The sequence below is a fragment of the Eremococcus coleocola ACS-139-V-Col8 genome, assembly GCF_000183205.1.
GTDB lineage: Bacteria > Bacillota > Bacilli > Lactobacillales > Aerococcaceae > Eremococcus > Eremococcus coleocola.
This window is the reverse complement of record NZ_AENN01000001.1, coordinates 76,742-90,118: the sequence shown is the minus strand read 5'-3', so window position 1 is coordinate 90,118 and position 13,377 is coordinate 76,742. Positions and strand designations below refer to the sequence as shown.

Annotated in this window: 14 protein-coding genes and 1 riboswitch; all 14 genes read left to right on the top strand. The window is 37.6% G+C overall.

The genetic code is table 11. The features are described 5' to 3' along the window. Positions 1-12: 12 nt before the first annotated feature. The 14 genes from pfkA (at position 13) to rpsA (ending at position 13,354) form a co-directional block, all read left to right on the top strand. Positions 13-981: a 6-phosphofructokinase gene (gene pfkA, locus HMPREF9257_RS00410; protein ID WP_006417517.1), complete on the top strand. Its 969-nt coding sequence runs from the start codon at positions 13-15 to the stop codon at positions 979-981. Between the two features lie 26 nt (positions 982-1,007). Then, entirely contained in the window at positions 1,008-2,765 is a 1,758-nt protein-coding gene (gene pyk / locus HMPREF9257_RS00405) for a pyruvate kinase (RefSeq protein WP_006417418.1), read from the top strand. 96 nt (positions 2,766-2,861) lie between these two features. Beyond that, positions 2,862-3,737: a S1 RNA-binding domain-containing protein gene (locus HMPREF9257_RS00400; protein WP_006417475.1), complete on the top strand. Its 876-nt coding sequence runs from the start codon at positions 2,862-2,864 to the stop codon at positions 3,735-3,737. After that, complete coding sequence (gene xerD, locus HMPREF9257_RS00395) at positions 3,715-4,620, top strand: site-specific tyrosine recombinase XerD (RefSeq protein ID WP_006417569.1); 906 nt, start codon at positions 3,715-3,717, stop codon at positions 4,618-4,620. Before HMPREF9257_RS00400 ends, xerD begins: the two co-directional genes overlap by 23 nt. A 22-nt stretch (positions 4,621-4,642) precedes the next feature. Then, positions 4,643-5,812, top strand: a complete 1,170-nt coding sequence (gene deoB, locus HMPREF9257_RS09200; protein WP_006417565.1) for a phosphopentomutase — start codon at positions 4,643-4,645, stop codon at positions 5,810-5,812. A gap of 12 nt (positions 5,813-5,824) precedes the next feature. Further along, positions 5,825-6,625 carry a purine-nucleoside phosphorylase gene (locus HMPREF9257_RS09195; protein ID WP_006417538.1) on the top strand — a complete coding sequence of 267 codons (801 nt, stop codon included), beginning with the start codon at positions 5,825-5,827 and terminating at the stop codon, positions 6,623-6,625. A gap of 38 nt (positions 6,626-6,663) precedes the next feature. After that, a complete protein-coding gene (locus tag HMPREF9257_RS00380; protein ID WP_006417438.1) occupies positions 6,664-7,083 on the top strand; it encodes a GNAT family N-acetyltransferase in 420 nt (139 codons plus the stop codon). Positions 7,084-7,110: 27 nt separating this feature from the next. Then, a complete protein-coding gene (locus HMPREF9257_RS00375) occupies positions 7,111-7,878 on the top strand; it encodes a segregation and condensation protein A (RefSeq protein WP_006417516.1) in 768 nt (255 codons plus the stop codon). Beyond that, complete coding sequence (gene scpB, locus HMPREF9257_RS00370) at positions 7,865-8,491, top strand: SMC-Scp complex subunit ScpB (RefSeq protein WP_006417473.1); 627 nt, start codon at positions 7,865-7,867, stop codon at positions 8,489-8,491. The genes HMPREF9257_RS00375 and scpB overlap by 14 nt, the downstream gene beginning before the upstream one ends. Continuing rightward, a complete protein-coding gene (locus HMPREF9257_RS00365; protein WP_006417476.1) occupies positions 8,470-9,180 on the top strand; it encodes a pseudouridine synthase in 711 nt (236 codons plus the stop codon). Before scpB ends, HMPREF9257_RS00365 begins: the two co-directional genes overlap by 22 nt. Positions 9,181-9,230: 50 nt before the next feature. After that, positions 9,231-9,353: riboswitch (FMN riboswitch) on the top strand. Positions 9,354-9,445: 92 nt separating this feature from the next. Then, on the top strand, positions 9,446-10,078 hold the full coding sequence (locus HMPREF9257_RS00360) for an ECF transporter S component (RefSeq protein WP_006417578.1): 633 nt from the start codon (positions 9,446-9,448) through the stop codon (positions 10,076-10,078). 309 nt (positions 10,079-10,387) lie between these two features. Beyond that, entirely contained in the window at positions 10,388-11,107 is a 720-nt protein-coding gene (locus HMPREF9257_RS00355; protein ID WP_006417537.1) for a LysM peptidoglycan-binding domain-containing protein, read from the top strand. A 116-nt stretch (positions 11,108-11,223) separates the two neighbouring features. Then, positions 11,224-11,892, top strand: coding sequence for a (d)CMP kinase (cmk, locus tag HMPREF9257_RS00350; RefSeq protein WP_006417568.1), 669 nt, complete (start codon positions 11,224-11,226; stop codon positions 11,890-11,892). Positions 11,893-12,037: 145 nt separating this feature from the next. Next, positions 12,038-13,354: a 30S ribosomal protein S1 gene (rpsA, locus tag HMPREF9257_RS00345; protein WP_006417441.1), complete on the top strand. Its 1,317-nt coding sequence runs from the start codon at positions 12,038-12,040 to the stop codon at positions 13,352-13,354. The last annotated feature ends 23 nt before the right edge of the window (positions 13,355-13,377 follow it).

Here is a 13,377-nt window from a genome sequence, read left to right as displayed (position 1 = left end):
GTAGGTGTAGAGATGAAACGTATTGCAGTCTTAACTTCTGGTGGCGATGCACCAGGGATGAATGCAGCCGTGCGCGCTGTTGTAGAACAAGGTGCTCATCATGGTATCGAAGTCTATGGAGTTTATTATGGTTATAAAGGGCTAGTTGAAGGAGATTTCCGTAAATTAGAAAGTAAGGATACCCAACATGCCTTAAAATTAGGGGGCACCATGCTATATTCAGCACGCTTTCCTGAGTTTGCTCAAGCAGATATTCAAAAACAAGCTTTTGATCAACTTAAAAAAGCTGACATTGATGCCCTAGTTGTAATTGGTGGTGATGGCTCCTTCCAAGGAGCACTCGCTTTAACTAAATTAGGTTTTCCAGCCATTGGAATCCCTGGTACCATTGATAATGATATTCCAGGAACTGAGTATACGATTGGCTTTGATACAGCTGTTTCTTCAGCTTTAGAAGCAATTGACCGTATTTCTGATACTGCTGCCTCTCATAATCGGACTTTTGTTATTGAGGTGATGGGACGCCATGCAGGAGATATTGCCGTATGGGCAGGTGTTGCAGCAGGTGCTGATGCTATCGTAATTCCTGAAAATGCCTATGAGATGGAAGATATTGTTCATCGTGTTCGTCAAGGACGTGAACGTGGAAAAGATTATTCTTTAATCGTTTTAGCAGAAGGTGTTAGTAATGTAGATGATTTTGTCGAAAAATATCAAGCCTTAGCCGCAGAACAAGAAGTTCGTGGGGTAAGTCTTTCACATATTCAACGGGGCGGTATGCCAACATCACGTGACCGTGTTTATGCAACCTTAATGGGTGCGCGTGCGGTTGACTGTTTAAGAGAAGGCAAAGCTGGTATTTACTTGGGAATCCAAGGAGAACAACTGGCTGAATTTGATATTATTGATACCTTATCCAAAGCCAAACACAAACTTCGTCAAGACTTATTTATTTTAAACCGTGATTTGACCCAACGTTAAGCTTGTTTTAAAGAAAAGGAGTTTTTATGAAACGCACAAAAATTGTATGTACTATTGGACCTGCTTCCGAAAAGCCTGAAATGCTTGAATCTTTGGCATATGCTGGGATGAATGTTGCTCGTTTAAATTTTTCACACGGTGACCATGAAGAACATTTAGCGCGGATTCAATCACTAAAAAGCTTACGGGAAAAAACAGGTTTAAATATTGGGATTCTTTTGGATACTAAAGGACCTGAAATTAGAACTCATAATATGAAGGAAAAAACCGTAGACTTGATTAAAGGAAATAAAGTAATTATTTCTATGAATGAAGTTCAAGGAACATCTGAAAAATTTTCTGTGACCTACAGTGAGTTAATTAATGATGTTCATGTGGGAGGCCATATTTTACTTGACGATGGTTTAATTGATTTATTAATCACTGATATTGACCACCAGGCCGGTGAAATTCATACTGAGATTCAAAACACAGGTGTTTTAAAATCTAAAAAAGGGGTCAATGTTCCCAATGTATCTTTAAAATTACCGGGTATCACTGAAAAGGATGCGGCTGATATTCGTTTTGGTCTAGAAAATGATATTAACTTTATTGCTGCCTCTTTTGTTCGCCGTGCGGCTGACGTTCTTGAGATTCGTGAAATCTTAGAAGAAACAGGCATGAACCATGTGCAAATTCTGTCTAAGATTGAAAATCAAGAAGGTGTCGATAATATTGATGAAATCATCGAAGTTTCTGATGGAATCATGGTAGCCCGAGGTGACTTGGGGGTAGAAATCCCAACTTATGAAGTGCCAATTTTGCAAAAATCGATTATTAAAAAGTGTAATCAAGCGGGTAAGGTGGTTATTACTGCCACACAAATGTTGGACTCCATGCAACACAATCCGCGTCCAACTCGGGCTGAAGCTAACGATGTAGCTAATGCAATTTTTGATGGTACGGATGCAGTAATGTTATCTGGAGAAACAGCTGCTGGAGATTATCCACTTGAAGCGGTTAAGACGATGGCGGATATTTGCCTTAGAACGGAACAAGCTTTCGAAGGGCAAGACACCGCAGCCTTGAAACAATTTGATAACTCCGATTTAACTGAATCAATTGGTCAGGCAGTAGGACACACAGCACGCAATTTGGGGATTGAAACGATTGTAGCTGCTACATCATCTGGTCATACTGCTCAAATGATTGCCAAATATCGACCACAAGCTAATATCTTGGCCGCTACTTTCTCTGAAATTACTAAGTATAAGTTAGCATTAACTTGGGGTGTCCAAGCTTTTGTAATTGATGTGCCAGAATCAACGGATGATATGTTAGATTCTGCCACTAAATTAGCAGTTGCTAAAGATTTTGCCCATGAAGGGGATTTAATTATCATTACCGCAGGTGTACCAGTTGGAGAATCAGGTACCACAAATATTATGAAGGTTCAGCTGATCGGCGAAGAAATACTTAAAGCAGTCGGAGTTGGCCGTTCTAATGCGATTGGGAAAGCCGTTTTAGCTCGGTCTGCTGCAGAAGCCAATGAAAAAATGCATAATGGAGCAATTCTAGTTGTTGAAAATACCGATAAAGACTATCTGCCAGCCATGCAACAAGCTGCGGGGATTATTGTGGCTAAAGCTGGTATGACTTCTCATGCGGCAATCATGGGGGTTGAGCTGGGTATTCCAGTCATTGTTGGTGCTGATGGTGTTTTTGATAAGGTGATAGATAATCAATTGATTACTTTAGATGCACGCCGGGGCCGGGTTTTTAATGGTGCAACTGTAAGTATTTAGGCTATTAATCTAAATATAAGATAGAATCTAGTTTGGCGAAGTTACTTTGTTAAACTAGATTTTCTTCACTTAAGTTAGTAAGGGAGGTGGAAGAAGATGCTTGAAAATGGGAATATTATTGAAGCTAAAGTTAGTCAAATAAATGATGACCAAATTTTTGTACAGAATCAGGGTCAAACTTTAAAAGTAATGGATCAAGCCAAGCAAGAATATAAACTAGGTCAAGTCCTCGAAGGAATAGTTTACCAAGATAAGTATGGAGATTGGTGTTTTCAAGAGGATTTACCGATGGTCCGATTTGATAGTTATGATTGGGCGTCAGTTGTAGACGTACACCATGAATTGGGGGTTTTTGTTAATATTGGATTAGCTAATAAAGATATTGCGGTCTCTTTAGATGATTTACCGGATGACCATGCTTTTTGGCCAAAACGTGACAGTCGTTTATTTGTGACGCTGACCCGTGATAAAAAAAATCGTTTATGGGCAAAACTAGGAGATGAAAGAAAGCTTAGTGGTAATTTCCGTCGTGCTAGTGAGCGTTTAAAAAATCAAGATTTACAAGTGACTGTTTATCAGCTATTATCCATGGGGGTTCAAACAATATCTACAGAAGGTTATAAGGTTTTTATCCATGAAAGTGAGTTAGCAGATGATGTGCATTTAGGTCAAGTTTTACAAGTAAGAATCGTCGATGTCCATGCCGATGGTCGTCTCAATGGGTCCAGTAAACCGCGAGCCTACGAAATGATTGATCAAGATGGTCAAATGATTCTAAACATGCTAAAACGGATTCCATCACACTTTTTAGCCTTACACGATAAATCACACCCAACAGATATTGTTAATCAATTGGGAATTAGTAAAAAACAATTTAAACGTGCTTTAGGCGGCCTGCTTAAAGAAAGACTCGTTAAGCAAGTTAAAGGAGAAGGTATTTATCTTAATGATGAATCAAGCCAGTCGCATTGATGATTATTTGTCTGATTTCTTGCGATTTCTAGCCATAGATAAAGGTCTTAGTCAAAATACAATTGCTAATTATGAACTTGATTTAAAGAAATTCTTTAGATTTTGTCAGATACAAAATATGGATTTATTAAGTCAAATTGATACAGATTTGGTGCGACTATTTATTGCTAGCTTAAATAAAGCAGGCTATGCCGCTTCCACGGCAGCAAGAATCTTATCTTCTTTAAGAGCTTTTTTTCACTTTTTAATGGTAGAGGGGGTTGTAAGTAAAAATCCTATGGCCTTAATTGAAAGTCCAAAAAAGGCTAGGACCTTACCTCATTCCTTGTCTATGGCTGAAGTTGAAGCAATTCTAGCAGCACCAAATACTGATACTAAGTTTGGAATTCGTGACCGTGCTATGTTTGAGACCCTATACGCCACTGGATTGAGGGTGTCAGAACTAGCAAATCTAAGTTTAGGTGATCTACATTTAGATTTAAGATTTATCCAGACTTTAGGTAAAGGAAACAAAGAACGTATGGTTCCGTTAGGAGAAGAAGCAGTTTTTTGGATTGAGAAGTATTTAGACCAAGTGCGTGATGGTTGGTTACCCAAAGCTGGTAGTGATTATTTGTTTTTAACCCAAAGAGGTAAAGCTTTTACTCGTCAGGGAATTTGGAAAACGCTAAATAAATATGTCAGCTTGGCTGGTATTCAAAAAAAAGTTTCCCCCCATGTCTTGCGTCATTCCTTTGCTACCCATATTCTAGAAAATGGCGCAGATCTCCGTCTTGTTCAAGAGTTATTGGGTCATGAAAATATTTCAACGACTCAAATATATACACATATTTCACATTATCGTTTACAAGAAGTATATCGTAAGTCCTTTCCAGGGGCTTAAGCAATAGAAAGAAGAGGATAGTATGACTTTCAAACGCATACATTTATTAGTAATGGACTCAGTCGGGATTGGTCAAGCGCCAGATGCAGCTGAATTTGATGATTTTGATGTAAATACTCTAGGTCACATTGCCAGTACAGCAGGCTTAAAAGTTCCTCACCTAGTAGATATGGGTTTGGCTAATATAGCACCCATTCCAGGTCTTAGCCCTGTGGACAAAAGTCAAGCCTATTGGACCAAGCTAGAAGAAGTCTCAGCTGGAAAAGATACTATGACCGGTCATTGGGAAATAATGGGACTCAAAATTGAAAAACCTTTCCGGGTTTTCCCCGATGGTTTTCCTGATGAGTTAATTAAGAAATTAGAAGATTTCTCCGGACGAAAGGTAGTGGCCAACAAACCTGCTTCAGGGACTGAAATTATCGAAGAATATGGCCAACATCAATTAGATACAGGCGATTTGATTGTCTATACCTCTGCTGACTCTGTTCTACAAATCGCAGCCCATGAAGATGTGATTCCAGTGGAAGAATTATATAAGATTTGTCAATATGCACGCGAAATTAGCTTAGATGAACCTTATATGTTGGGTCGGATTATTGCCCGTCCATATATTGGAGAGCCTGGGAACTTTACTCGTACAGCCAACCGGCATGACTACGCTTTAAGTCCTTTCGGCCAAACGACCTTAGATTTCTTAAAAGATGCTGGGTTAGATGTCATTTCTGTAGGTAAAATTGCAGATATCTTTAATAATCAAGGAATTACCGAAAGTAATCGGACAAAATCCAACATGCATGGGGTGGATACCCTATTAGAAGTGATGAAAAAGGATTTTAAAGGCTTATCCTTTACTAATTTGGTAGACTTCGATGCTCTTTATGGTCACCGTCGTGACCCTGAGGGCTATGCTCAAGCCTTGGAAGATTTCGATGCTCGGATTCCTGAATTACAAGCAGCCATGCAAGAAGATGATTTACTGATGATTACGGCCGACCATGGTAATGATCCTACCTATAAGGGAACAGATCATACCCGTGAATATGTTCCTATTTTAGTTTGGGGACCATCCTTAAAAGAGCCTAAAAAACTAAAAGCAAAAAATTATGCAGATATTGCAGCCACTATTTCTGATAATTTTAAAGTAAAAGCAACGGAAAATGGTAAATCTTTCTTAGACCAATTGATTTAGGAGGATCTAAAAATGTTCGCAAAGACAATTGATTATTTAATATCTCAAGGGGTTGACTCGCCAGAAATAGCTCTAGTATTAGGTTCTGGTCTGGGAGATATGGTGGATGAATTTGAGGATTCAATCAAAATACCATATGAAAATATCCCAAATTTTCCTGTTTCAACAGTAAAAGGTCATGAAGGGGCCTTTGTCTATGGTAAACTTTCAGGTCGTAAAGTAGTTGCGCTCCAAGGTCGTTTCCATTATTATGAAGGCTATGATATTCAAACAGTTACCTACCCTATCCGTGTTTTTCATGAGTTAGGGATTAAACAATTAGTGGTAACTAATGCATGTGGGGGCGTTAATGAAAGCTTTAATATTGGCGATTTAATGGTCATCAGTGACCATATCAATTTAGCTGGTGTCAACCCTTTAATTGGACCTAATTTAGATCAACATGGACCTCGTTTTGTGGATATGTCACATGCATATAGTTCAAGAACACACGGAATTTTAAATCAGATTGCAGCAGAAGAAGGTTACCAACTTCAAAGTGGTGTCTATACTTGGTTTGCTGGTCCTACTTATGAAACCCCAGCTGAAATTCGTTATGCACGTACTATTGGTGGAGATGCCGTTGGCATGTCCACTGTTCCTGAAGTGATTGTGGCTAAACACTGCGGCATGGAAGTAACTGGGATTTCTTGTATTACTAACTTAGCTGCTGGTATGCAAGCTTCCCTGGACCATAAAGAAGTGATTGAAGTTACTAAACATCAAAAACCACGTTTTAATCATTTAGTTAAAGAATTAGTTGCGCGGATGTAAGTTTAATATTGACTTGAGTGCACCAGAAAGGACCAATTATGTTAGTTAGTTCAAAAAAACGTCATGAGAAAATTGTATTAGGCTTTCTGTCCTATACTTATGATGAGGAAACACCTAGCTTAGAGGAACAAGAAAAAGTTTTAGAAGCTTATCGTCAAGATGAAGCATGTCAAATTTACCTTTATAAAAATGAAAGCTCTGATAATTTTCTTGGACTAGCTATCTTACTTCTGGATCAACAAATTCAAGATGGAAATGAAAGTCAGTCTTCTACAACCATTATTATTGATAGGGTAGCTATCAGCCCATCCTATCGTAATGAAGGCTGGGGTTATCAAATGTATAAAGAAATCAGGACCCTTTATCCTAATGCAGCCGTAATGGGATCTAATCAAACAATGGAAACCGTAACGGCTTGGACACATAAATATCGTTTAGAACAATCTGGGGCTTTTTAAGCAGTATAAAAAGAAAGAAGTGGCGAGGTGTCAGAAATAGGCTTAAATTTAGAACTTGAGGCTTTTCAGGGCCCTTTTGACTTACTTTTACATCTTATTAAAGAGCTAGAAGTTGATATCAATGATATACCGATGCGAGAAATAACCTCTCAGTATTTAGCTTATATTCACCAAATGCAAGAACTGCAACTTGATATCGTAGGCGATTATTTGGTAATGGCGGCTAGCTTATTAGAAATAAAGAGTCGCCTACTATTGCCGATAGAACCCAATCCTAACTTAGAAGATGATTATGAAGGACAAGACCCACGGCAGGACTTAGTCCAACAACTGCTCTTATATCAACAATTTCAAACTGTTGCGGGTCAACTAAATGAGTATCAAGAGCAAAGACAGCTTCTTTTAACCAAAGAGGCTCATGATTTAAGCCAATATCAGACAAAAGTTCCACTTGAATTAGGTCAAATTAGTATAGAAGGACTCGCTGAAGCAATGCAGTTAGCCTTGGCTAAGTTTGAAGACCGTCAGCCTAAATTAAGACAGATTCATACCGAAAGTGTGACGGTGGAAGAAAAGGTCTCTTATATACGCCAGCTTTTTAAACAGCTTAAGGTTGGGCAAGAGATAGATTTTATTGACTGTGTCACTCAGGCAAATCCCTCTGAGCTAATTGCTACTTTCATGGCCATGTTGGAAATGGTACGTAAGCAAGAACTCATTCTAAGTCAAGATTTTTTAAAAGGTCCCATAAAAATTAGTCGAAAAGAGGGTATGCAAGTCAATGTCAATGATTAAACGAATTTTAGGACTTTTATTTATTGCCGGAAATGATGGTCTTGCGCCTTCTTACTTGAAAAACAAATTAAATCTTGATGATCATACCCTAAAAGAGGTCATTCATTCAATTCAGCTTTTACTCGCCCAAAGCGAAAATTCTCCTGTTGAGTTGGCTAAGTATAATCAAGTTTATAAGTTAGTGACAAAAAAGGAACTTTTTGAGGATGTAAAAGATTTTGCACAAGATCCCTATAATCAAGAACTCTCCCAAGCTGCGATTGAAACCTTAGCAATTATTGCTTATCGCCAACCAATTACACGACTGGCTATTGAAGAAATACGGGGGGTGGCCTCTCAGAATATGATTCAAAAGCTATTATTACGTGATTTAGTTAAAGAAGTGGGGCGGGTAAAAGGGCCAGGAAGACCTATCTTATACGGAGTTTCGGATTATTTTTTAGATTATTTTGGTTTGGAAAGTATGGCAGAACTTCCAAGCATAGAGCCCTTGGCATTAAACGCTGAATTAGCTTCAGAAGAACTGTTTAGAACAAAGGAATGGCAAATAGAATTGTTTGATCAGGATAAAGAAAAAGAGGAGACAGAAACATGGAACGACTCCAAAAAGTAATGGCTCATGCTGGAATTGCTAGTCGCCGTAAATGTGAAGAAATTATTAGCCAAGGTCGGGTTACTGTTAATGGTCAGACTGTGACAGAATTGGGCTTTAAGGTGAAGCAAAGTGATAAGATTGAAGTCGACCAGGTCCCAATTTACCTAGAGGAACCACGTTACTTTCTGTTTTATAAACCCCGAAATGTTATTTCGGCGGTATCAGATGACAAGGGACGTCCTGTTGTACTGGACTATTTTAAGCACATTGACCAAAGAATTTATCCAATTGGTCGTCTAGATTTTGATACGACCGGTTTATTACTTTTAACTAATGATGGTGAGTTCGCCAATCAATTGATGCATCCACGTTACCAAGTGGATAAGGTTTATGTAGCTAAATTGGATAAAATTTTGGATAAGGAAGCTTTACGTAAGCTAGAACGCGGAATTATTATTGATGGTAAGAAAACGTCAAAAGCAAGAGCAAAAGTATTAGATACTAACTTAGAAAAGAAAATGTCTGTTGTGCAGTTAACCATTCATGAAGGTTGGAACCATCAGGTTAAAAAAATGTTCGAAGCAGTGGGTGCACATGTAGTCAAGTTAAAGCGGGAAAAATTTGGTCCGCTAAATTTAGGAAAAATGCAACCTGGGGAATACCGGGAACTTTTACCTAACGAAGTAACAGAGTTAAAAAACCTATAAACTAGCTTTGACAGATTTATATCTTTGTGATATTATAAACATATAGAATAAAACGTCTTCAGGGGCAGGGTGAAATTCCCGACCGGTGGTAAAGTCCACGAACAAACTAGCTTAGTTTGTAGAACTGGTGTAATTCCAGTACCGACAGTAAAGTCTGGATAAAGGAGATTATTTATGAGCATTGCTTATAAAACAACCATTTATCAAGGAATCCCCTCAGGGATTCCTTTTTTGCTCCCAAAGATCCAAATAGGAGGAAAAGATAATGAAAAAGTTAGACATTCGTTCATTGGTATTTTTGGCAATTTTGGCAGCATGGGGCATTGTGCTTCGACAATTCGATTTTCCGATTCTACCGGCAGCACCATTTTTAAAGGTAGATCTATCTGATTTAACTGCACTGATTGCACTCATTGTTCATGGACCGGTTGGTTTAGTGATTGTGGCTCTGATTCGTGATAGTTTAAATTATGTGTTAAAAGGGGGCGAAGTAGGGATTCCTATCGGCGCAATTATGAGTTTTGTTGCTACTGTAGCCATGTTTTTACCAGCTCATATTGCCCTAAAATATATGAAACAAGGCCATAAGTGGTTTAAATATGCTTTTATGTCTATTGGTTTAATTCTTTTATTGACTGTCTCAATGGCTTTAATTAATTATTATGTGGCTTTACCCCTTTATATAAAAGTATTGAATTTCCCAATTGATAATATCTTGGCTTATGTCATGACTCTAATTGTGCCTTTTAATCTAATCAAAGGTTTAATTTTAGCAGGCCTACAAATTATTACTTTTAGAACTGTGATGCCTTTTATTCAAAAACGTGACTTACTTTTCGGAGATTACCAAGGACATATTCAAAAAAGAAGTGCCAAGAAACTAGCGGTACAACCTTAATTTACCATCCAGTCACAAGGTTTATACTACATTTTACAAAAGTATTAGCAAAATATTCCTTATATAAGGTAAAATTAATACTGTTTAAAAGTGGGACAGGAATTTTTCTAAGTAGAAGTTCTTGCCCCACTTTTAACTTACTTTTTAGAAAAATAAGCAAAATATTACAAAATAATTTCAATATGATGTTATTCGCACAACTTTAAAGCATAAATTATAGTTAAATTTGTAAAATATGCTAAAATAGGGTAAAATTATAACAATGAATAGGGTATTTAACCAAATATTTAGATACTTAGGAGGTTTTTTATGCCAAAAGATCATGAATTTGAAGATGAATATCAAACTAGGGAATCTCACCAAGATTCTTTCGAGTCTGATTTATTTGAAGAACCTAAACGGGCAAGCTATCAAGCACCCAATAATCGTCAAGCAAAAGATTCTAAAAAAGGTCGTCCTTGGAGCCAACGTTTTTCGGCTGATGAAAACTTAAAAAATCGTCAATTTTCACGGACTGCACGTAATCAACCTGATAAAGAAGCTACTACCTTATCAAAAGTCTTATTAGCTGTCTTTGTGGTCTTATTGATTATTCCGCTTGCAATCTTTATGATTGTTGATGCCCAAAGAAATAACGATGATATTCCTGGACGTAAAGCGGAGCAAGTTATGATTTCTAGAACCTCCACAAGTCAAGAGTCTTCATCCGCTTCAAGCCAGTCGTCTTCAAGTCAGTCAAGTGCAAGTCAATCGATTTCTTCACGTGCTATCACGGTTGAAAATGATGATGAATCATCTAGTGAGAGTACTGGAGTGACTGAAGAAGTAACTCAACCAGAAACACCAGCAGTTGAACCAGAAACACCAGAACCAACTCCAAGTGGGTCAGGCTCTTATACTATTCAACAGGGTGATACTTGGTATGGAGTTGCGCGTAATTATGGTATTGATGTGTATACCTTATTAGAAATGAATGGTGCAACAACTTCTACCCCAATTCATCCTGGTATGACGATAGTTGTTCCTTAATTTTACTGATAAAAGTTTGTAAATATTTTAATAGTGAGGGTGGACTGAAGGTGAAGTTTAATATTCACTTAAAGTCCACCTTGTTTTTATGATAACCAATTTTGGAGGAATAGATTATGCAAATTGCTATTGATGGACCCGCTTCTTCAGGAAAATCAACAGTAGCTAAGTTATTAGCTCAAGATTTCAATTATATTTTTGTGGATACAGGAGCTATGTATCGTGCAGTGACCTTGGCTCTTTTGGATGCTAAGGTTGATTTCACTAATTTAAACCAAGTGATTGAAACCTTGAACCGGTGTCAATTAGATTTTAAATTCGTAGCAGTTGAGGGACAAAAAATTCAGCATATATTTTTAAATGGACAGGATGTTGAAAGGCGGGTTAGAAGTTCAAAAGTCACTGAAAATGTTTCGGAAGTATCAGCCATACCCATAGTTCGGCAAGTATTAGTGGCTCGTCAGCGAGAAATCGCAGAAGAAAAATCAGTTGTAATGGAGGGGAGAGATATTGGTACGGTCGTCTTACCCCAAGCTGATTATAAATTTTTCTTTACGGCTCGGCCTGAGGTGCGCGCTCAAAGGCGGTATAAAGAAAATGTTGAAAGAGGCTTAGCTACTGAATCTTATGAAGAAATTCTAGCGAGTATCATTGCACGTGATAAATATGACTCAAGTAGAAAACATAGTCCCTTGAAAAAAGCAGAGGATGCAATTGAAATTGATGCATCCGACTTAACAATCGAAGAAATGCTGACTTACGTAAAAAAAATTATTACAAAATAATAGAATTAAAGTGGCGAAGTCCCTATTTATACTAGACTATTTTGTAATCTTTTGTTATTATTTATATTATGAGGTCTGCTATATGCATACTTTCTATGGATATAGGGATCACGAAAATGAGCGAAGGCTTAGGAGGAACTGGTAGATGTCAGAGTTTGTAGAAAACGGAAATGAAGAAGTAGTAGAAAATACTACAATGGAAACAATGGAAGATGCTTTAGATAGCGTAAAAGAAATCAAAGTAGGTGATACTGTCGTAGGTGACGTATTAGCTTTTGATGATAATCAAGTGCGTGTTTCTATCCAAGAGAGTGGCGGACTTGAAGGGGTTATTCCTCGCAATGAATTATCAGCTATACCAATTGAAGAATTAACTGATGTGGTTAATATTGGTGATGAAGTTGAATTAGTGGTAGTAAAACCAATTAAAGATAAAGAAAATGGAAATTACTTATTATCTAAAAAACGCGTTGATGCTAAGAAAGTATGGGCTGAATTAGAAGAAAAAGCTAAAAATGATGAAGTCATTGAAGCCCCAGTTAAAAACGTAGTTAAAGGTGGTCTTGTGGTTGATTTAGGCGTTCGTGGTTTCGTGCCTGCATCAATGGTTGAAGATTATTTTGTGGATGATTTCTCAACTTATGTTGGTAAAGAACTAAAATTCAAGATTGTTGAAATCGAACCAAATGACAATCGTTTAATTTTATCACATAAAGATATTGCTCGTGCTGAACGAGAAGCTAAACGTGCAGAACGTTTACAAACCCTTGAAGAAGGATCAATCATTGAAGGAACAGTTGCTCGTATAGTTAACTTTGGTGCCTTTATTGATTTAGATGGCGTGGATGGGCTTGTTCACATTTCACGTATTGCCCATGAACATGTGGCTAAACCAAGTGATTACTTAACTCCTGGTGAAACAGTTAAAGTTAAAGTATTATCAGTTGATTTAGAAGAAGGTCGAGTTTCATTATCTATTAAAGATACTTTGCCTGGACCATGGGATGATATTGAAGAAAAAGCTGGACAAGGTGCTGTACTTAAGGGTACCGTTAAACGCCTTACAGATTTTGGTGCCTTCGTAGAAGTATTCCCTGGAGTAGAAGGACTTGTTCATATTTCTCAAATTTCTCATGAACATATTGCTACCCCAGCTGATAAGCTTGAAGAAGGTCAAGAAATTGATGTTAAAGTTTTAAGTGTTGATCCAGAAGAACATCGTTTATCATTATCTATTAAAGCTTTAGAAGAAGCTCCAGCTCGTTCAGAAGCTGAAGAAAACGAAGATTATTCTGCCCCACGTGCGCCACGCGCTCCAAAGGCAAATAAATCTAACAATCGTCCAGCTAAACCAGCTTCCAATAAACAAGCTGCTAGCTCAGATGATGTTGAAAATTCATTTACTATGGGTGATTTATTAGGTTCTCAATTGAGTGGCCTTGATTTATCAGATCAAGACTAATTTAATTCAAGAATACAAAGAAG

Bases quoted from the DNA above. Each gene is read 5' to 3' on its own strand.
- pyk (WP_006417418.1), top strand. From the start codon at position 1,008: ATGAAACGCACAAAAATTGTATGTACTATTGGACCTGCTTCCGAAAAG.
- xerD (WP_006417569.1), top strand. From the start codon at position 3,715: ATGAATCAAGCCAGTCGCATTGATGATTATTTGTCTGATTTCTTGCGA.
- HMPREF9257_RS00360 (WP_006417578.1), top strand. From the start codon at position 9,446: ATGAAAAAGTTAGACATTCGTTCATTGGTATTTTTGGCAATTTTGGCA.
- HMPREF9257_RS00380 (WP_006417438.1), top strand. From the start codon at position 6,664: ATGTTAGTTAGTTCAAAAAAACGTCATGAGAAAATTGTATTAGGCTTT.
- scpB (WP_006417473.1), top strand. From the start codon at position 7,865: ATGTCAATGATTAAACGAATTTTAGGACTTTTATTTATTGCCGGAAAT.
- cmk (WP_006417568.1), top strand. From the start codon at position 11,224: ATGCAAATTGCTATTGATGGACCCGCTTCTTCAGGAAAATCAACAGTA.
- pfkA (WP_006417517.1), top strand. From the start codon at position 13: ATGAAACGTATTGCAGTCTTAACTTCTGGTGGCGATGCACCAGGGATG.
- rpsA (WP_006417441.1), top strand. From the start codon at position 12,038: ATGTCAGAGTTTGTAGAAAACGGAAATGAAGAAGTAGTAGAAAATACT.
- deoB (WP_006417565.1), top strand. From the start codon at position 4,643: ATGACTTTCAAACGCATACATTTATTAGTAATGGACTCAGTCGGGATT.
- HMPREF9257_RS00355 (WP_006417537.1), top strand. From the start codon at position 10,388: ATGCCAAAAGATCATGAATTTGAAGATGAATATCAAACTAGGGAATCT.
- HMPREF9257_RS00365 (WP_006417476.1), top strand. From the start codon at position 8,470: ATGGAACGACTCCAAAAAGTAATGGCTCATGCTGGAATTGCTAGTCGC.
- HMPREF9257_RS00400 (WP_006417475.1), top strand. From the start codon at position 2,862: ATGCTTGAAAATGGGAATATTATTGAAGCTAAAGTTAGTCAAATAAAT.
- HMPREF9257_RS09195 (WP_006417538.1), top strand. From the start codon at position 5,825: ATGTTCGCAAAGACAATTGATTATTTAATATCTCAAGGGGTTGACTCG.